Origin of the sequence: Streptomyces litmocidini (assembly GCF_014649755.1) — a bacterium.
GTDB lineage: Bacteria > Actinomycetota > Actinomycetes > Streptomycetales > Streptomycetaceae > Streptomyces > Streptomyces litmocidini.
This window is the reverse complement of record NZ_BMTQ01000004.1, coordinates 355,143-374,224: the sequence shown is the minus strand read 5'-3', so window position 1 is coordinate 374,224 and position 19,082 is coordinate 355,143. Positions and strand designations below refer to the sequence as shown.

Annotated in this window: 17 protein-coding genes and 2 tRNA genes; 11 read left to right on the top strand and 8 right to left on the bottom strand. The window is 72.1% G+C overall.

The genetic code is table 11. The features are described from left to right. Positions 1-92: 92 nt before the first annotated feature. The 4 genes from IE180_RS11305 (at position 93) to IE180_RS11290 (ending at position 3,366) form a co-directional block, all read left to right on the top strand. Positions 93-956: a pyridoxamine 5'-phosphate oxidase family protein gene (locus IE180_RS11305; protein ID WP_190156676.1), complete on the top strand. Its 864-nt coding sequence runs from the start codon at positions 93-95 to the stop codon at positions 954-956. A gap of 176 nt (positions 957-1,132) precedes the next feature. Beyond that, entirely contained in the window at positions 1,133-1,645 is a 513-nt protein-coding gene (locus IE180_RS11300) for an HPP family protein (protein WP_190156675.1), read from the top strand. Positions 1,646-1,654: 9 nt separating this feature from the next. Continuing rightward, positions 1,655-2,122 (top strand): NUDIX hydrolase, encoded by a 468-nt coding sequence (locus IE180_RS11295; protein WP_190156674.1) that lies wholly within the window; start codon positions 1,655-1,657, stop codon positions 2,120-2,122. A gap of 92 nt (positions 2,123-2,214) precedes the next feature. Next, complete coding sequence (locus tag IE180_RS11290) at positions 2,215-3,366, top strand: serine hydrolase domain-containing protein (protein ID WP_190156673.1); 1,152 nt, start codon at positions 2,215-2,217, stop codon at positions 3,364-3,366. Positions 3,367-3,376: 10 nt separating this feature from the next. Here IE180_RS11290 and IE180_RS11285 read toward each other — a convergent pair whose 3' ends face one another. Next, positions 3,377-4,381 carry a hypothetical protein gene (locus tag IE180_RS11285; protein WP_190156672.1) on the bottom strand — a complete coding sequence of 335 codons (1,005 nt, stop codon included), beginning with the start codon at positions 4,379-4,381 and terminating at the stop codon, positions 3,377-3,379. A 146-nt stretch (positions 4,382-4,527) separates the two neighbouring features. Further along, on the bottom strand, positions 4,528-7,077 hold the full coding sequence (gene pepN, locus IE180_RS11280) for an aminopeptidase N (RefSeq protein WP_190156671.1): 2,550 nt from the start codon (positions 7,075-7,077) through the stop codon (positions 4,528-4,530). A 159-nt stretch (positions 7,078-7,236) separates the two neighbouring features. Here pepN and IE180_RS11275 point away from each other — a divergent pair, with 159 nt between their 5' ends. Then, complete coding sequence (locus IE180_RS11275) at positions 7,237-7,872, top strand: mycothiol-dependent nitroreductase Rv2466c family protein (RefSeq protein ID WP_190156670.1); 636 nt, start codon at positions 7,237-7,239, stop codon at positions 7,870-7,872. Between the two features lie 111 nt (positions 7,873-7,983). Here IE180_RS11275 and IE180_RS11270 read toward each other — a convergent pair whose 3' ends face one another. The 3 genes from IE180_RS11270 to IE180_RS11260 all read right to left on the bottom strand — a co-directional run bounded on the left by IE180_RS11270 (position 7,984) and on the right by IE180_RS11260 (position 11,722). Further along, positions 7,984-8,628: a superoxide dismutase gene (locus IE180_RS11270; protein WP_190156669.1), complete on the bottom strand. Its 645-nt coding sequence runs from the start codon at positions 8,626-8,628 to the stop codon at positions 7,984-7,986. 191 nt (positions 8,629-8,819) lie between these two features. Further along, a complete protein-coding gene (locus tag IE180_RS11265) occupies positions 8,820-10,232 on the bottom strand; it encodes an amino acid permease (protein ID WP_190156668.1) in 1,413 nt (470 codons plus the stop codon). Between the two features lie 116 nt (positions 10,233-10,348). Continuing rightward, entirely contained in the window at positions 10,349-11,722 is a 1,374-nt protein-coding gene (locus IE180_RS11260; RefSeq protein ID WP_190156667.1) for an amino acid permease, read from the bottom strand. 256 nt (positions 11,723-11,978) lie between these two features. On the opposite strand from IE180_RS11260, the gene IE180_RS11255 reads away from it, so the two are divergent. Beyond that, positions 11,979-12,572: a biotin transporter BioY gene (locus tag IE180_RS11255; protein WP_190156666.1), complete on the top strand. Its 594-nt coding sequence runs from the start codon at positions 11,979-11,981 to the stop codon at positions 12,570-12,572. A gap of 80 nt (positions 12,573-12,652) precedes the next feature. Here the strand turns inward: IE180_RS11255 and IE180_RS11250 are convergent, their stop codons facing one another. Then, positions 12,653-14,104 carry an amino acid permease gene (locus IE180_RS11250; RefSeq protein ID WP_190156665.1) on the bottom strand — a complete coding sequence of 484 codons (1,452 nt, stop codon included), beginning with the start codon at positions 14,102-14,104 and terminating at the stop codon, positions 12,653-12,655. A 196-nt stretch (positions 14,105-14,300) separates the two neighbouring features. Here IE180_RS11250 and IE180_RS11245 point away from each other — a divergent pair, with 196 nt between their 5' ends. Together IE180_RS11245 and IE180_RS11240 are read left to right on the top strand one after the other, a co-directional pair. Continuing rightward, entirely contained in the window at positions 14,301-14,795 is a 495-nt protein-coding gene (locus tag IE180_RS11245) for a ribose-5-phosphate isomerase (protein WP_123452310.1), read from the top strand. Continuing rightward, on the top strand, positions 14,795-15,604 hold the full coding sequence (locus IE180_RS11240; RefSeq protein ID WP_190156664.1) for an Fpg/Nei family DNA glycosylase: 810 nt from the start codon (positions 14,795-14,797) through the stop codon (positions 15,602-15,604). The genes IE180_RS11245 and IE180_RS11240 overlap by 1 nt, the downstream gene beginning before the upstream one ends. Before the next feature lie 66 nt (positions 15,605-15,670). Here IE180_RS11240 and IE180_RS11235 read toward each other — a convergent pair whose 3' ends face one another. After that, positions 15,671-16,900, bottom strand: a complete 1,230-nt coding sequence (locus tag IE180_RS11235) for a GNAT family N-acetyltransferase (protein WP_190156663.1) — start codon at positions 16,898-16,900, stop codon at positions 15,671-15,673. Positions 16,901-17,007: 107 nt separating this feature from the next. On the opposite strand from IE180_RS11235, the gene IE180_RS11230 reads away from it, so the two are divergent. Next, positions 17,008-18,153, top strand: a complete 1,146-nt coding sequence (locus tag IE180_RS11230; RefSeq protein WP_190156662.1) for a PP2C family protein-serine/threonine phosphatase — start codon at positions 17,008-17,010, stop codon at positions 18,151-18,153. Between the two features lie 242 nt (positions 18,154-18,395). Continuing rightward, the gene (locus IE180_RS11225; protein ID WP_190156661.1) at positions 18,396-18,590 is read left to right on the top strand and encodes a hypothetical protein; all 195 of its coding nucleotides are present in this window, start codon (positions 18,396-18,398) and stop codon (positions 18,588-18,590) included. Between the two features lie 61 nt (positions 18,591-18,651). Here IE180_RS11225 and IE180_RS11220 read toward each other — a convergent pair. Further along, positions 18,652-18,725 (bottom strand) — tRNA-Gly (locus IE180_RS11220). A gap of 132 nt (positions 18,726-18,857) precedes the next feature. On the opposite strand from IE180_RS11220, the gene IE180_RS11215 reads away from it, so the two are divergent. After that, positions 18,858-18,934 (top strand) — tRNA-Pro (locus IE180_RS11215). The last annotated feature ends 148 nt before the right edge of the window (positions 18,935-19,082 follow it).

Genomic DNA, 19,082 nt, shown 5'->3' with positions numbered 1-19,082 from the left:
CGGTCGCGGGCATCCGCTCCACCGGGGCGGAACAGGGGCGCAACCGGAACGCGCGCCCGCGCCCACTGACCCGGCACCGAACGGAGGCCACCGTGAACACCGCGTACCACCCCGGCTCCCTCGCCGTACAGGCGCGCGAGGGCGTCCAGGACCTCGCCGCCCACGTGGGCCGCTCCATCACCGACGGCATCCGCCCCGTCGCCGCCGCCTTCCTGGAAGCCCAGCCGATGCTGATGATCGGCGCGGCGGACCACGAGGGCCGCGTCTGGTCGAGCCTGCTCACCGGCGCGCCCGGCTTCGCCCGGGCCGTCGGCCCGCACACGGTCTCGGTGGCGGCCGACCTCCCCGGGGGCACGCCCGACGGCGCCCCCGTGGGCACCCTCGCCCTCGACCCCCGCACCCGCCGCCGCATGCGCCTCAACGGCACCGCCCGACGCGGCGGACGCGGCTTCACGATCGAGGCCGAGCAGGTCTTCTCCAACTGCCCCAAGTACCTCCAGAAGCGGGAGTGGTACGGCTCCGAGCCCGCGGGCCCCGAGACGGGCGCCGCGCGGCACGGCGAGGCGCTCACCTCCGGCCAGAGGCGCCTGATCGGCGCCGCGGACACCTTCTTCGTCTCCACCGCCGCCCCCGACGGCGTCGACACCAGCCACCGCGGCGGCAACCCCGGCTTCGTCCGGGTCGACGCGCCGCGGGAGCTCAGCTGGCGCGACTACCCGGGCAACGCGATGTTCCTGACCCTGGGCAACCTGGAGTCGGACGGCCGCGCGGGGCTGCTCTTCCTCGACTGGGAGACGGGCCTGACCCTCCAGCTCAGCGGCGTCGCGCACACCGAGTACGGCCCCGGGGGCCGCGTCACCCGCTTCCACGTGGAGCGCACGACCGAAACCCCGTCGGCCAGCCCCCTCCGCTGGTCACCCCCGGAGTACTCCCCGTCCCACCCGCCCACCCCCTGACCCGGTTGCGGGCACGCGTTCCGCGGGGGCGGGGGGGGTCCCTGATCGAGCGGAGCCGAGAGCCGGGGAGGTCGGGCGAGCCGCCGAACGCGCCCCCGTGCCCAGGGCCACCCCCGTGCTCAGCGCCCCCGCGCCCAGGGCCCCCGCGCCCGCCGACCCCGCACCCTGGAGGCCCCGTGACCACCGCCCCGTCCCGCCCCACCGCCCCGTCCCGCCCCACCGCCCCGTCCCGCCCCCGCCCGGGGCTCGCGCTGGCCTCCACCGCCGCCAGCACGACCGCCCTCCTCCTCCTGGTGGCCCTCGGCACCCTCCTCCACCAGCCCCTCCTCATCCCGCCCCTCGCCGCCAGCATGGCCCTCGTGGCCGGCGCCCCCGACCTGCCGCTCTCCCAGCCGCGCTCGGTCGTCGGAGGCCAGCTGCTCTCGGCCCTCACGGGCTTCGCGGTCCTCGCCGTCGCCGGGCCGGGACCCTGGAGCGCGGCCGTCGCGGGCGGTCTCGCCCTCGGCGTGATGATGTCGGCCCGCACCCCGCACTCGCCCGCCGCGGCAACGGCCGTCATCGTCGCCCTCCAGGCCCCGCCCTTCCGGTCGTTTCTCGGCCTTCTCGCCCTCGCCTCGCTCCTCCTGGTCGCCGTCGGGCTGGGGGCCGCCCGTGCGACGGGGCGGACGTATCCCGCGTACTGGCTCTAACCTCGTTCCATGCAGCAGGAGTTGAGGGTGGCGGCCTACGCCGTGTGCGTCCGCGACGACGAGGTGCTCCTCGCCCGCTGGGTCGCGAAGGACGGTGCCAGGCGGTGGACCCTGCCGGGCGGCGGCATGGACCACGGCGAGGATCCCGTCCACACCGTCGTCCGCGAGGTCGAGGAGGAGACGGGCTATCTGACCGAGCCCACCGCCCTCCTCGGCATCGACTCCATCCGGCGCTCCTGGCTCCGCCGGCTCGGCGGCCCCGGCGCCTGGCAGGGCCTGCGGATCGTCTACGAGGCGCGGATCACCGGCGGCGCCCTGCGGAACGAGGAGGGCGGCTCCACCGACCTCGCCGCCTGGCACCCGCTCGACTCCGTGTCCTCCCTCACCCGCGTCGAACTCGTCGACATCGGCCTCCAGCTCTGGCGCGACCGGCCGCCCCTCGGGCGCTCGCACCTCACGGAGCACGAGAACGGCTGAAAGGCGCCCAACCCCCGAAGACGCGATCAACCCCCGCCCACCTCCCGGGGTCCCTCCCCCCGACCGCACCGCAACGATCAGGGGAGCCCCGCATGTCAGCCGCCCGCACCGCCCGTACCGTCGTCGCCGCCACCCTCGTGGCGGGCCTCGCCGCCACGGCCCTCGCCGCCCCCGCCCTCGCCGCGCAGGCGCCCGCGCCCGTGAAGCCGGGCCACGCGGCCACCCAGCAGGCCCTGGACGCGGCCGTCGCCGACGGCGTGCCCGGCGCCGTCGCCCAGGCCCGCGACGGACACGACCGCTGGACCGGCACCGCCGGTGAGCGCAAGGGCGGCGACCGCTACCGGGTCGGCTCCATCACCAAGACGTTCACCGCCACCGTCCTCCTCCAGCTCCAGGCGGAGGGCCGCGTCGACCTCGACGACCCGGTCGAGAAGTGGCTGCCCGGCGTCGTCCGGGGCCACGGCCACGACGGCCGGAAGATCACCGTCCGTCAACTCCTCAACCACACCAGCGGCATCTACAGCTACACCGGCGACCCCGCCTTCCAGGAGAAGGTCTTCGGCCCCGGCTTCCTGGAGCACCGCTACGACACCTGGACCCCGCGGCAGCTCGTCTCCGTGGCGATGGCCCACGAGCCGGACTTCGCCCCCGGCAGCGGCTGGAACTACTCCAACACCAACTTCGTCCTCGCCGGCATGGTGATCGAGAAGGTCACCGGCCGCCCCTACGGCAAGGCCGTCGAGAACAGGATCATCAAGCCCCTCAAGCTCCGCGCCACCACCGTCCCCGGGACCCGCTCGGCCATGCCGGAGCCCAGCAGCCCGGCGTACTCCAAGCTCTCCCGGGACGTGAACGCCCCCGTCCACGACGTCTCCGACCTCAACCCGAGCATCGCGGGCGCGGCCGGCGAGATCATCTCCGACTCCCGCGACCTGCAGACCTTCTACAGCGCCCTGCTCAAGGGCCGGCTCCTCACGAAGGACGGCCTGAAGGAGATGACCACCACGGTCGCGATCTCCCCCGAGCTCCCGAACGTCGGCTACGGCCTCGGGCTCATGAAGGAGAAGCTCAGCTGCGGGGTGGAGGTCTGGGGCCACGGCGGCGGCATCCACGGCTCCTCCTCCCTGGCCCACGTGACCCGCGACGGCGAGCACTCCCTCGCCGGCAACTTCAACGCCGACTGGACGGGCGACACCCAGAAGGTCGTCGAGGCCGAGTTCTGCGGCACCGCCCCGAAGAAGTAGCCCGGAGCGCTCACCGGGGCAGGACGACGACGTACGCGGCGGGCCGCCGGTCCGCCGCGGCCATCAGGGCCGTACGGACCACGGTGGCCTGCTGGTCCATGGCCTCGCGCAGCTTGCGCGGGGTGAGGTGGACGACCGTGATGCCGAGCCGCTCCAGGTGCTCCCGCTTGCGGGTGCACTCGGTCCACAGCTCGTCGTCGTCCTGCCGCGGCGCCCGGGTGTCCAGCTCCACGGCGACCGCCTGGTCGGGCCAGTAGGCGTCCACCCCGCCCAGGTGGGGGCCGCCCGGCAGCCGCAGGTCGACGTTCCACACCGGGTCCGGCAGCGCGAACTCCCGCACCATCTCGTAGAGCCGCCGCTCCGACAGCGAGCGCCCCTCGGCGAGCAGCGAGTCCACCGCGTCCACCACGTGCGGCCGGGAGAGCAGCCGGGCCCGGCTCAACTCCCGGACCACCGCACCGGGTTCGCAGTGGCCGCCGCGGACGGCCTCGGTGAGCAGCCCGCGCACCGCCTCCGCGTCCGAGAGGCCCGACACCGCGTCGGCGACGGCGCGGGCGACCGGGGCGACGGGAAGGCCCGTGAGCTCCACCGGCTCCGGCGGCTCGGGGGCGCGCACCACCCGCACCCAGCCGGTCGAGCGCAGCCGCCGGGTGCGCGGCACCAGGACGTCGATCCGGTCCAGGGCGGTGAGCGGGGGAGCGGAGGAGAAGCGGTGCAGGGACAGCGCGGCGAGTCCGGTGATCATCGCGTCGGGACCCTGAGGGGGCACGGCCCCGGTCCTGCGGGCGTAGAGCAGCGCGGCCTTCAGCCGGTCCTCGCTGGTGGGCGACCCGGGCCGGAGCAGGAAGACGCCGGGGAGCAGCTGCTGCCAGCCGCCGGGCCGGCAGCGTGCGGCGACCTCGGCGGCGGGGATGCCCTGGGCCCTCAACTGGTCGGCAGAAGCGAGGCGTTGCGCCTGGCCGGTGCGGGAGGAGAGGGGGAGGGGGCGGGGGGTGAGGGGGGCGTTGTGGTTCATGCCGGGGGTCTTCCGCTTCCGAAGGCTCCCCTAACCCCTGTTACACGCTCGTCGACATTCCGGGACAACCTCGCCCTAAAGTACGCACGTTCGAGTGCCGATGGGGTGGCGCCCCCTCACGGGCGCCATCCCCACCGCGTCACGGCCTAGACCACCGCGCGCCCGTCGCACGCCTGCGCCCGCAGCGCCCGCGCCAGGTCGTCGCGCGCCTCCAGGACGAGGCGGCGCAGCGCCGGCGGGGCCGCCTCGTGCTCCGCCAGCCAGGCGTCCGTCGCGGCGAGCGTCGCCTCGTCGTCCTGGAGCCCCGGGAACAGGCCCCGGACCACGTCGATGCCGATCTGGATCGACCGCTCCTGCCACAGCCGCTCGATCGCCGCGAAGTACTTCTCCGCGTACGGCGCGATCAGTTCGCGCTGCGAGGGCTGGACGAAGCCCGCGATGGTCGCCTCGACCAGCGCGTTCGACAGGGCGTCCGACTCGACGACCTGAGCCCAGGCCTGCGCCTTGACCGCCGCCGAGGGCCGCGAGGCGAGGAGGCGGGTCTGGTGGCGCTTGCCCGTGGCCGTGTCGTCCCGGGCCAGCTCCTCGTCGATCCGGGCCCCGTCCGCGCGGCCGTGGACGGCCAGCGGGGAGAGCAGCGCCCAGCGCAGCTCCTGGTCGACGTCGAGGCCGTCGATCTTCGCCGTGCCGTCGAGCAGCCCCTCCAGGAGCTGGAAGTCGGTCTCGGCGGCGGCGGTCGCCGCGAAGAACCGCGCCCAGGTCAGCTGGTGCTCGCTGCCGGGCTCGGCCAGGCGCAGCTCGCGCAGTCCGCCCTCGGCGAGCAGACGGCCGCCCTCCTCGCGCCACGCCGGCGCCGCGTAGAGGGTGACGGCCGACTTCGTCCAGGCGTGGACCATCTGGAGGACGCCGATGTCGGTCTCGCGGCCCGCGAAGGCGAGCGCGACGGAGACGAAGTCCCGGGCGGCCATGAGTCCGTCGCGGGTCAGGTTCCACAGCGCCGACCAGCACAGGGCGCGGGCCAGCGGGTCGGTGATGTCGCCCAGGTGCGCCCGGAGGGTCGCGAGCGAGCCCTCGTCGAAGCGGATCTTGCAGTAGGTCAGGTCGTCGTCGTTGACGAGCACGAGGTCGGGCTTCTCCCGGCCCGCCAGCTCGGTGACGACGGTCCGGGCGCCGGTGATGTCGGCCTCGGCCCGCGCGTACCGCACGAGCTCCCCGCCGGAGAGCCGGTAGAGGCCGACGGCGGCGCGGTGCGGACGCAGCTCGTCGCCCTCCTGGACGACGGCGAGCTCGGCGATCCGGCCCTCCGCGTCGTAGGTGACGGCCGGGGTCAGGCTGTTGACGCCGGAGGTCTGGAGCCAGGACTTCGCCCAGGTCCTCATGTCCCGTCCGGAGGTCTCCTCCAGGATCGAGAGGAGGTCGGCCAGGCGGGTGTTCCCGTAGGCGTGGCGCTTGAAGTAGCGGCGGGCGCCCTCCAGGAACGCGTCCCGCCCGGCGTACGCGACGAGCTGCTTGAGCACCGAGGCGCCCTTGGCGTACGTGATGCCGTCGAAGTTGAGCTTGGCGTCCTCCAGGTCACGGATGTCGGCCGTGATCGGGTGCGTGGACGGCAGCTGGTCGGCGCGGTAGGCCCAGGACTTCCGGTTGTTGGCGAAGGTCACCCAGCTGTTGGTGAAGCGGGTGGCCTCGGCGTTCACGAACGAGCCCATGAAGTCCGCGAAGGACTCCTTCAGCCACAGGTCGTCCCACCACACCATGGTGACCAGGTCGCCGAACCACATGTGCGCCATCTCGTGCAGGATGACGTTGGCCCGGCTCTCGTACGCGGCCTGGGTGACCTTGCCCCGGTAGACGTACTCCTCGCGGAAGGTCACCAGGCCCGGGTTCTCCATCGCGCCGAGGTTGTACTCGGGCACGAAGGCCTGGTCGTACTTCCCGAAGGGGTACGGGTAGTCGAAGTTGTCGTGGAAGAAGTCGAAGCCCTGCTTGGTGATCAGGAAGACGTCGTCCGCGTCGAAGTGCTTCGCGAGCGACTTGCGGCACATCGCGCCGAGCGGGATCTCCAGCTCGCCGCGCGTGTAGCTGTCGGTCACGTAGTGGTAGGGGCCCGCCACGACGCACGTGATGTACGTGGAGATCGGTGCCGTCTCCGCGAACCGCCAGACGCCCTCGGCGTCCTGCTCACCCGCGCCGTTCGACCAGACCGTCCAGCCCTCCGGAGCGGTCACCGCGAAGCGGTAGGGCGCCTTGAGGTCGGGCTGCTCGAAGTTGGCGTACACCCGGCGGGCGTCGGCCGGCTCGTACTGCGTGTAGAGGTAGACCTCGCCGTCCTCCGGGTCGACGAAGCGGTGCATGCCCTCGCCGGTGCGGCTGTAGGCGCACTGCGCGTCCACCACGAGCACGTTCTCGTCGGCGAGGCCGTCGAGCGCGATCCGCGCGCCGTCGAAGACCACGGCCGGGTCGAGGGGGCGGCCGTTGAGCGTGACCGCGTTCACCGAGGGGGCGATCAGGTCGACGAACGTGCTCGTGCCCTCGCCGGTGCGCCGGAACCGGATCGTCGTCCGCGAACGGAAGGTGCGCACCGGCTCGTCGGACTCGCCGACCGCCGACCGCAGGTCGAGGTCGACCTCGTACCCGTCGACGGACAGCAGCGAGGCCCGCTCGTGGGCCTCGTCACGGGACAGGTTCTCACCGGGCACGGTCACTCCTTCGTGGCGCGTTCGAAACAGCACCGATCCTCCCATGTGCCACTGTCGCGCGGCACACGGCGATCCGACGTGGCGGGAATGCGGCCGGGCGTCGAAGGCGTTGGCTCCTTTCGGCGCACCACCTACACCACGGCCTCACCGAGGAGTGACATGTCCGAGAGCAGGACCATCGCCGACTTCTACTTCGACCCGCTGTGCCCGTGGGCCTGGATGACCTCCCGGTGGATGCTGGAGGTGGAGCAGGTGCGCCCGGTCGACGTGCGCTGGAAGGTCATGAGCCTGGCGGTGCTCAACGAGAACAAGCTGGACGAGCTCCCCGTCGAGTACCGCGAGATGCTGGAGACCCAGGCCTGGGGCCCGGTCCGCGTGGTCGTCGCCGCCCAGCAGCTGCACGGCGACGAGGTCGTCGGCAAGCTCTACACGGCGCTCGGCACCCGCTTCCACAACAACGACGAGGGCCCGACGCGCGAGGCGATCGTCGGCGCCCTGAAGGACGTCGGCCTGCCCGAGGACCTGGCGGACTACGCCGACAAGGACACGTACGACGCCGAGCTCCGCGCCTCCCACGAGGAGGGCATCGAGAAGGTCGGCCAGGACGTCGGCACCCCGGTCATCTCGGTGCCGGGCCCGACGGGCGACGAGGTCGCCTTCTTCGGCCCCGTCGTCACCCCGACCCCGCGCGGCGAGGCGGCGGCCCGGCTGTGGGACGGCACGCTGCTCGTGGCGTCGACGCCGGGCTTCTACGAGATCAAGCGCACCCGCACGGCGGCGCCCAGCTTCGAGTAGTCGCCCCCCCGCACGGCGGACGGCCCCCGCGATTCACGTCATCGCGGGGGCCGTCCTCCTTCCGCCTGCCCCGTGAAGGTTGAGAAGACGATCACGAGCAGGAGCCGGGGGTCAGAAGGAGATCAGCGGCACCGAGGCCTTGGCCGACAGGTAGCGCCGGTGCACGTCCTGCCAGTTGACGACCTGCCACATGGCCTCGATGAAGTCGACCTTCTGGTTCTTGTACTGCAGGTAGAAGGCGTGCTCCCAGGCGTCGAAGACCAGGATCGGGACCGAGCCCTGGCCGACGTTGCCCTGGTGGTCGTAGACCTGCTCGACGATGAGCCGGCCGCTGATCGGCTCGTACGCGAGGACGCCCCAGCCGGAGCCCTGGGTGGTCGCGGAGGCCTTGGTCAGCTGGGTCTTGAACGCGGCGAAGGAGCCGAAGGACTCGGTGATCGCGTCCGCGAGCTCACCGACGCCGTCGGCGGCGAGCGGCTCGCCGCCGCCCCCGTCCTTCGGGCTGTTCATGTTGTTCCAGTAGATGGAGTGGAGGACGTGCCCGGAGAGGTGGAACGCGAGGTTCTTCTCCAGGCCGTTGATCGCGCCCCACTGGTCCTTCTCGCGCGCCTCTTCCAGCTGCTCCAGGGTGTCGTTCGCCCCCTTCACGTACGCGGCGTGGTGCTTGTCGTGGTGCAGCTCGATGATCTGCGGATTGATCACCGGCTCCAGCGCCGCGTAGTCGTACGGCAGCTCCGGAAGTGTGTAGATCGCCATGTGCCCGAGCCCTTCGACCTCTTATTGCAACCAATGTGCAAGTGCAGGCTAGCAGTAGGTGCGGGACATGATGATCAGCCCTTCGTCCTGGGTCCCGCGTCCCCGACCTCCCCCGGGCACGACGAGACCCCCGGACCGATCGGCGGTCCGGGGGTCGTCGTACGGGGAAGCGCCGTACCGGGAAGGGGGGATCAGGAGGCCCGGCCCGCCGCCGTCCTCTGGCGTACGAAGCCGACCGCGGCGAGCGCCAGCGTCAGGCCGCCCGTCGAGTACAGCTGCACCCGGGTGCCCTCCTCGCGCGCCATCAGGACGAAGACCGCCGCCATGCCGGCCAGCGCCACCCAGGTCAGCACCGGGAAGGCCCACATCCGCACGACCAGCTTCTCGGGCGCCTCGCGCTCGGTGCGGCGCCGCAGCACCAGCTGGGAGGCGGCGATGAAGAACCAGACGACCAGGATGATCGCGCCGATGGTGTTGAGCAGCCAGATGAACGCCTTGTCCGGCGACCAGTAGCTCAGCAGCACGCAGCCGAAGCCGACGACGGAGGAGACGAGCACGGCCGGGCGGGGCACCCCGCCGTACAGCCTGCCCAGCGCCTTCGGGCCCTGGTCGCGCGCGACCAGGGAGCCGGCCATGCGGGAGGCGCCGTAGATGTTGGCGTTCATCGCCGAGAGCAGGGCGACGAGCACGACCACGTTCATGATCTGGCCGGCCGCCGGGATGCCCAGGTGGTCGAGGGCGGCGACGTACGGGCCCTTCTCGACGACCGCCTTGTCGCTCCACGGGACGAGGGTGACGATGACCGCCATCGAGCCGATGTAGAAGAGCGCGATCCGCCACATCGCCGTGCGGACGGCCTTGGCGACGCCCTGCACCGGGTGCTCCGACTCGGCCGCCGCGATGGTGACCGTCTCCAGCCCGCCGTACGCGAAGACGGAGGCCAGCAGGCCCACGATCAGGCCTTCGGAGCCGTGCGGGAAGAAGCCGCCCTCGCCGCTGAGGTTCGCGGTGCCGGGGGCGTCCGTGCCGGGCAGGGCGCCGACGATGGCGAGGACGCCGATGCCGAGGAAGAGGACGATGGCGCCGACCTTGAGCGCCGCGAACCAGAACTCGAACTCGCCGAAGTTCTTCACCGCCGCCAGGTTGGTGGCGCAGAAGACCACCATGAAGAGCGCGACCCAGGCCCACTCGGGACTGCCCGGGAACCAGCCCGTCATGATCTTCGCGGCACCGATGCCCTCCAGGCCGACGGCGACGCAGAGCAGGAACCAGAAGGCCCAGCCCGAGGTGAAGCCCGCCCAGGAGCCGAAGGCGCGCTCGGCGTGGACGGAGAAGGAGCCGGAGGCCGGGTTCGCGGCCGACATCTCGCCGAGCATCCGCATCACGAGCATGACGAGCACGCCCGAGATCGCGTAGGCGATGACGATCGAGGGCCCGGCGGCGGCGATGCCCGCGCCGGAGCCGACGAAGAGCCCGGCGCCGATGACCCCGCCGAGGGCGATCATCGAGAGATGGCGCTGCTTGAGGCCGTGCGAGAGGCCTTCGGCAGGTGCGGTCGCGCCGTCCTTGCGGTCGGCCGGCGCGGGCGCGGTGGTCCGAGACATGGGCGAACCCTGTTCACTAGCTGAGACGGGGAGGAAGCCCACAGTGTGGGCGGGTGCGCCGCTCAGAGGGAACCGGAGTCCGCTATACGGGCACGACCTTCACACAAGGTGAAGATTCAGTTCCCTTTCGTGCGCGCCTCCCGGGCCCACGCCACCAGCAGGACGGCCCCGGTCGCCCCCGCCGACCACAGCACCTGCGGCCGCGCCCCGTCGTCGCACAGCATCAGGACGACCACCGCGCCCATCGCGGCGAGCGCCACCCACGTCAGCCACGGGAAGCCCCACATCCGCAGGCTCAGCGTCTCCGGCGCCTCCCGCTCGATCCGGCGCCGCAGCCGCAGCTGCGAGACCGCGATGAGCGCCCAGACGAAGAGCAGCACCGCGCCGACCGCGTTCAGCATGGAGAGGAAGACGGAATCCGGCCACTTGAGATTGAGCAGTACGGAGACGAAGCCGAAGGCCACCGAGGCGAGCACCGCCCGGCGCGGCACACCTCCGCGGGAGATCCGCAGCAGCCCCTTCGGGGCCTCCCCGCGCTCCGCCAGCGAGAACACCATCCGGGACGAGCCGTACAGGTTCGCGTTGAGCGCCGAGAGCAGCGCCACGAACACCACCACGTTCATGATCTGCCCCGCCGCCGGCACCCCGATCGCGTCCAGGACCGCCACGTACGGCGACTCGCCCGGCCTCATCGAGGTCCACGGCAGCAGCGTCACGACGACCAGCATCGAGCCCACGTAGAAGAGCAGGATCCGCCAGACCGCGCTGCGCACCGCCCGCGCCACGTTCCGCGCGGGGTCGTCGGACTCGGCCGCCGCGATGGTGACGACCTCCAGGCCGCCGAAGGCGAAGACCACCGCCAGGACCCCGGAGACCACCCCCGACCAGCCGTCGGGCAGGAACCCGCCCTGCCCGGTCAGGTTCGCGAGCCCCACCGGATCCGTGTCGGGCAGCCATCCCGCGATCGCGAGCACTCCGAGCGCCAGGAAGAGGACGATGGCGCCGACCTTGAGCGCCGCGAACCAGAACTCGAACTCGCCGAAGTTCTTCACCGCCGCCAGGTTGGCCAGGGTGAACACGACCATGAAGACCAGCACCCAGCCCCACTGCGGCACCCCCGGCACCCAGCCGTGCGCGATCCGCGCCGCGCCCGTCGCCTCCACGGCGAGGACCACGACCAGCAGGAACCAGTACAGCCAGCCCACCGAGAAGCCCGCCCAGCGGCCGAGCGCCCGCTCCGCGTGCACCGAGAACGCGCCCGAGGCGGGCATCGCCGCCGACATCTCGCCGAGCATCCGCATGACCAGCATCGCGAGCGCGCCGGCGATCAGGTACGAGACCACGATGCCGGGCCCGGCGACGGCGATGCCGGCGCCCGAGCCGACGAAGAGACCGGCGCCGATCACACCGCCGAGCCCCAGCATCGTCAGGTGACGCTGCTTCAGGCCGTGGGAGAGGGGCTCCGGTTCGGGAGCGAGGGGCTCGTGCATGGGGAGGGCTCGTGTTCTCTGACGGTTTATGGAGACCCCACAGTCTCTCCAGGGAACATCCCCTGGCGCAAAAGGGACCTCCGGGGGAGAGTGCCCAGTGACAAGCGTCACGTCGCGCGAGGTGTGATCGACGGTCTTTGTCAGGTCTCCACGAAGTGCTCGACCGCCGCTTTGTCGGCGGCTGACGGTGATCGGCCGTTCACTCCTGGCATACCGTCAACCTGTCCCTCCCACCCTCACCCACCGCGGAGTACCGATGAGCACCGCCGCCGCCCCCGTCCGCACCCTCCGGGCGGGCACCGTCCTCGCCGACCTCGTCCCGTCGAGCCGCGCCCGCGGCATCGCCCTGGTCGTCGGCGGCGCCGCCCTCACCGGCCTCGCCGCGCAGATCTCGGTCCCGGTCCCCGGCTCCCCGGTCCCGGTCTCCGGCCAGACCTTCGCCGCCCTGCTCGTCGGCACCGCGCTCGGAGCCCGCCGCGGCTTCCTCGCCCTCGCCCTGTACGCGGTCGCGGGCATGGCGGGCGTCCCGTGGTTCGCGCAGGCCACCTCCGGCTACGCCATGCCGTCCTTCGGCTACGTCCTCGGCATGCTCCTCGCCTCGACCGTCGTCGGCGCCCTCGCCCGCCGCGGCGCCGACCGCTCCGTGCTCCGCACGGCCGGCGCCATGGTGCTGGGCTCCGCGATCATCTACGCGGTCGGCGTGCCGTACCTGGCCCTCGCCACCGGCATGACCCTCGGTCAGGCCGTCGCCGCCGGTCTGGTCCCGTTCCTCATCGGCGACGCGCTCAAGGCGGCGCTCGCCATGGGCGCCCTGCCGGCCGCCTGGAAGCTGGTCGGCCGCAAGGGCTGAACGACGGCCGGCACGCGCGAAGGGCCCCGCCGCTCGGGGGAGCGGCGGGGCCCTTTCGCGTGCCCGGGGGAGCGAGCGGCCTAGACGCGCTCCAGCTCCTCGGCGGCGGTGTTCCTGCCGAGCCGCTGGCGGACCACGGCGATCGCCATCACGAGCGCGGCCACGAGCAGGGACAGCACGACCTGCTCGCGGTTGCTGCCGCCGTCGTACACCATGTAGCCGAGGACGGCGACGATCATGGCGATGGTCGCCCAGGTCAGGTACGGGAAGAGCCACATCCGGACGACCAGCTTCTCCGGCGTCTCCCGCAGGATGATCCCGCGCATCCGCAGCTGGGTCACGCAGATGACCAGCCAGACGAAGAGCGCGACGGCGCCGGAGGAGTTCAGCAGGAAGGCGAAGACGGTGTCCGGCCACTTGTAGTTGAAGAAGACCGCGACGAAGCCGAAGACCACCGAGGACAGGATCGCGGCCGTCGGCACGCCCCGCGCGTTGGTCTTCGCGAAGGCCTTGGGCGCGTCACCGCGCTGCCCGAGCGAGAACGCCATGCGGGAGGCCGTGTAGAGGCCCGAGTTGAGGCAGGACAGGACGGCCGTCAGGACGATCACGTTCATGATCTGGCCGGCGTGGGGGATGCCGATGGAGTCGAGGGCGGCGACGTACGAGCCCTTCTCGACGATCGACTTGTCGTTCCACGGCAGCAGCGTCAGGACCACGAAGATCGAGCCCAGGTAGAAGACGCCGATCCGCCAGATCACGCTGTTGGTGGCCTTGGTCACGGCGCGCTGCGGGTCCTCGGACTCGCCGGCCGCCAGGGTGACGATCTCGCTGCCCATGAAGGAGAAGACGACCATCAGGACACCGGTGAGGACCGCGCCCGCGCCCATCGGGAAGAAGCCCCCGCTGTCGGTGAGGTGCGCGAATCCGGCGCCCGGGTTGTCCGAGCCGGGCAGCACGCCGAAGACGGCGAGCAGGCCGATGACGACGAAGGCGGAGATGGCGACGACCTTGATGCCGGCGAACCAGAACTCGAACTCGCCGTACGAGGCGACGGAGCCCAGGTTGGTCGCGGTCAGCACCACCATCACGATGAGCGCCCAGCCCCACTGCGGCACGGCCGGGATCCAGCCCTCCAGGATCTTGGCGCCCGCGGTCGCCTCGACGGCGAGGACGACGACCCAGAAGAACCAGTACAGCCAGCCGATCGTGAAACCGGCCCAGCGGCCGAGCGCCCGGTCGGCGTAGGCCGAGAAGGAGCCGGAGGACGGCCGGGCGGCGGCCATCTCGCCCAGCATCCGCATCACGAAGACGACCATGGCGCCGACGAGCGCGTACGAGAGGAGGATGGCGGGACCGGCCGCGGCGATGCCGGAGCCGGAGCCGACGAAGAGACCGGCGCCGATGACGCCGCCGATCGCGATCATCGACAGGTGACGGTTCTTGAGTCCGGCCTTGAGGCCGTCGGAGGACTGCGAGGACCCGGTGGTGCCGGTCTCCTGGCCGTCCTTCGGCAGGGTCGGTTGCGTGTTCATCGACGCTTCCTCGTGTGTGGGGGCTGCTCGGGTCGCGAGCCTGAGCATTGAACCCCGTCAGCAGGGATGATCGGAAGACCTCATTCCGGATCGATGTACGGGCGACCTCGCGAAAGTCGAAGGTCCGTACCGGGTCGGGCGAAGCTCCCGACCCCGCTGCCAGCTACCCGGGCCCCGGCGTGCCACACTCGGCATCATGCGCGTCTATATCGGTTCCGACCACGCCGGCTTTGAACTAAAGAACCACCTCGTCGAGTGGCTCAAGGCCCACGGCCACGAGCCCGTCGACTGCGGCCCCCACATCTACGACGCCCTCGACGACTACCCGCCGTTCTGCCTGCGTGCCGCCGAGAAGACGGCCGCGGACCCGGACAGCCTGGGCATCGTCATCGGTGGCTCCGGCAACGGCGAGCAGATCGCCGCGAACAAGGTGAAGGGGGTGCGCGCCGCCCTCGCCTGGAGCGAGCAGACCGCCGCCCTCGGCCGCGAGCACAACAACGCCAACGTGATCTCCGTCGGCGGCCGGATGCACACCCGGGAAGAGGCGACCAAGTTCGTCGAGATCTTCCTGAACACGCCGTACTCCGGTGACGAGCGTCACACCCGCCGCATCGACATGCTCACCGCGTACGAGAACACCGGCGAGCTCCCCCCGATCCCGGCGCACCACCCGCAGGAGCCGACCGCCTGATGCCCGAAGGGCACACCATCCACCGGCTGGCCGCCGACCACCGCGAACGGTTCGGCGGCCGGCCCGTGCGCGTCTCCAGCCCGCAGGGCAAGTTCGCCGACTCGGCGGCCCTGCTCGACGGCACCGTCCTGGAGACCGCCGAAGCCCACGGCAAGCACCTCTTCCTCGGCTTCGCGGGCGGCGGATGGATCCACGTCCACCTGGGCCTCTTCGGCAAGGTGAACTTCGGCGACGCCCCGGCCCCGCCGCCCACGGACACGGTCCGCCTGCGCATCGCCGACTCCGGGGGACACGTCGATCTGCGCGGCCCGACGACCTGCGCGCTGGTCACGGACGCCGAGAAGCAGGCGATACACGACCGGCTCGGCCCGGACCCGCTCCGGGAGGACGACGACCCGGCGAAGGCCTGGCACCGGATCTCGAAGTCCCGCACGACGATCGCCGCCCTCCTCATGGACCAGAAGGTCATCGCGGGCGTCGGCAACGTCTACCGCGCCGAGGTCCTCTTCCGGCACGGCATCGACCCGTACCGCGCGGGCAGGGACCTCACCGCGGGGGAGTGGACCGCGATCTGGGAGGACCTGGTGGTCCTCATGCGCGAGGGCGTCCGCCTGAACCGCATCGACACGGTCCGCCCCGAGCACACCCCCGAGGCCATGGGCCGCCCGCCCCGCGTGGACGACCACGGCGGCGAGGTCTACGTCTACCGCCGCACGAACCAGCCGTGCCACATCTGCGGAACCGGGATCCGCACCGCCGGCCTGGCCGCCAGGAACCTCTTCTGGTGCCCGACCTGCCAGCAGCACTGATCCCGCTGCGGGCGCGCGTTCCGCAGGGGCGGCGCCGCTCCCGCCCCGCCCGCCCCCGGGGCCGGCTCAGAACCCGTGCGGCAGCCAGGGCGCAACGGGAGACCCGAAGGCCACCGACGCCTCGACGAGCGCTCCCTCCCGAAGCTCCCGCACCCTCCCGGCGGAGGCGAGCGACACCAACGAGGTCCCGCCCAGATAGGCGGCCCCCAACTCCCGCACGGACAGGGCGAGGTCGGGAGCGTCCCCCGTACGGACACAGGTCGCCCCCTTCGCGTCCCCCGTCAACCGCCACCGCCCCTCGTTCCAGGGACAGAACGCGTCCGCGACCTCGAACACCACGTCCACCGGCGCCTGGTACGTCCGCGCCTCCAGCGCCGCGCCCACCTCCACGAGCCGCACGTGCAAGGCGTCCCGCAGCGTCGGCTCGCACCGCCGCACGTCGCTCACCAGGTGCTGCCAGCCGTCGTCCACGGGCCGGCTGCGGAACCGTACCGACGGCGTCAGGTCCACCGAGCAGAGGAACCGCCACAGCGCCGCCTCGGCCGCCGGGTCGAGCCCCATCAACCGGTGGACGTTCACGGACCCGCCGGACCCGGCGGGCGCCCACTCCGGCTTGATCGCGTAGTGCGCGAACCCCACGACCTCCCCGCCCCGTTCCGCGAGCACGCAGAGCAGCCGCGAAGCCCCCTCCCGCTCGCCCGGCGGGTCGAGCAGCGGCTGCCGCTCCCACCCCGGCCGCCGCGCGAGCATGCCGGGCCGCACCGGCACCAGCTTCGCGTAGACCGCCTCGCACGCCGTGGAGGACTCCGTCGGATCGGCCATGCGCAGGGAGACCCCGTCCGTGCCCTCCGGCACCGTGAGCCGCACCCGGGTCGTGTCGATCGTCGCGCGCACCGCGTACGCGCCGACGCCGTAGCCGAACCGCCCGTAGATCTCCGGCTCCGACGCCGTCAGCACGGCCAGCGGCTCGCCCGCCGCCCGCAGGTCGTCCAGCTGCCGCCGCATCATCGACGTCAGGATCCCGCGCCGCCGGTGCGTCCCGGCCACGCTCACCATCGTCACCCCGCCCGCCGGGACCGACGCCCCGCCCGGCACCGTCAGCCGGAACGTGAACGCCCCCGCCGTACCCACGCACAGGTCGCCGTCCCAGGCGCCGAGGAAACGGTCGAACTCGGTCAGATCGCGCCACAGCTGCCGCGCCTCGGGCGCCTCCGGCACACCACCGAACGCGAGATCCAGCACCCCGAACCAGCGATCCCACTCCGACGGGTCGAGAACCCGCAGTTCAGTCGTCATACGCCATCGATATCAGCGGCGCAGGTCCGGGAGCGACCCGATTTCAGGCACATCGTCACAGGGGTACCCCTGCACGATGTCCGACGGGATGGATAGGGTCCAGGCCAATGGGACAGCGCGCCGGAATGAACACGTACGCGGCCCGGACACGCAGGCGCGTGCGCCGGGCCCGCGTCGCGCTGCGCAGATCCGCCGTCGACTACTTCCGCGGCGACGGCGCGGACTGGCTCGCCTTCGCCGGACTCCTCCTGATGATCCCCCTCATCGCGTGCGGGACCATCCTCGACCCCGTCTGGTGCGCGCCCGCCGCGCTCGCCCTGCCCATCGTGGCCGGCGGCCTGCTGCTGCGCCCCGCCAGCCTGCTCGCCCTGTACGCGGCGGCCGCCGGCGCCCTCATCGTCGAGTCCGTCGTCCTCGGCCCGTACACCCGGGGCCCGGCCCGGGTCACCCCCGGCACCGTCCTGGTCGTCGCCGCCTGCGGACTCTTCGGGCTGCTCATCGCCCAGTTCCGCGCCCGGGTCGGCGTGCCCTGGCGGCGCGGCGGCACCATGCTCTTCGACCTGCGCGAACGCATCCGCGTCCAGAGCGCGCTGCCCCGGCTCCCCCAGGGCTGGCACCGCGAGATGGCGCTGCGTCCGGCCGGCGGCCAGTCCTTCTCGGGCGACTTCGTCGTCGCCGCCCGCACCCACGGCGGGCGCACCCTGGAGGTCGTCCTCACCGACGTCTCCGGCAAGGGCATGGACGCGGCCTCCCGCTCCCTGCTGCTCTCCGGCGCCTTCGGCGGACTCCTCGGCTCGCTGCCGCCGCACGGCTTCCTCCCGGCCGCCAACGGCTACCTCCTCCGGCAGAACTGGGACGAGGGCTTCGCCACCTCGATCCACCTCGTCCTCGACCTGGAGTCCGGCGACTACGAACTCTTCTCCGCCGGCCACCTGCCCGCCCTCCAGCTCCACGCCGGCAGCGGCCGCTGGGAGGAGAAGGCCGCCGAGGGCCCCCTCCTCGGCGTGTACGACGGGGCCGAGTTCCATCCGGTCAAGGGCTCGCTGCGCCCCGGCGACGTCCTCATGCTCTTCACCGACGGCCTGGTCGAGGCCGCCGACCGGGACATCGCCGAGGGCATCGACCGCCTCACCGGCGAGGCCGACCGCTGCGTCGCCGAGGGTTTCGAGGGCGTCGCCTGGCACCTGATCGAGGCCGTCGCCAAGGACGTCAACGACGACCGGGCCCTGCTGCTCCTCTCGCGTCCCGCCTGAAGGACCACGCCGTCTCCGGCTGCGCGAGAGGCGGATGGGGCGAAATACCCTGAAACGACGCAAGGACCCCTTGGTCGTACGAGTGGGGCGATCCTCTCGATCCGCGATGCGGGGCCGGGTCACGATTCGTCACCGGGCAGCGAGGGCAAGGGGGTTGATGGCACGATGGAGACAGCGGGGGGTGTTCCGAGACAGGGGCTCCCTGGTGGGCAAGGCGGGACCGACCGAGGGTGTGATCAGTTGTGGCCATTTCACTGTCTGTGGTGTTGCTGTTGGCGATCATCATGGTGGTGCTGATCCGCGGGGGGAGCCTCAAGGGCGGGCCGGCCGTGGTCGCGGTCCTCTTCGGTTTCTTCCTCGCCTCCACCGGCATGGCCGACGACATCCAGCGCTTCCTGGACTCGATAACGCAGACGGTGGCCTCCATCAAGTTCTGACCACCGGAGAAACGATTCAGGGCCGGCCCGGAGAAGCTCTCCGGACCGGCCCTGACCTGTGTGGAGCGGGTGACGGGAATCGAACCCGCGTAGCTAGTTTGGAAGACTAGTGCTCTACCATTGAGCTACACCCGCACAGCGTCGCGCCGCAGGTCACGGGGACCGCGGCACGAGGAGCATGGTAGCCGGTCGGGGGGCTTCCGCGCACACCCGGAAATCGGGGGGCGCCGCACAGTCTCCGTCCATGTACCCTACGTGTCGCACCGACGGGGTGTGGCGCAGCTTGGTAGCGCGTCCGCTTTGGGAGCGGAAGGCCGTGGGTTCAAATCCCGCCACCCCGACCATGACGATCACGCGCCCACCTCGCGCGTCCTTGATCACGTTGTGGGCGTCATCCCGCTTGCGGTTACTATGCAAGCTGCGTGCCCGTGTGTCTTTCTGACCGGGCCGACCCGCCGGTACCGCCGAACGCGGCCCCGACGGATTCCAGGA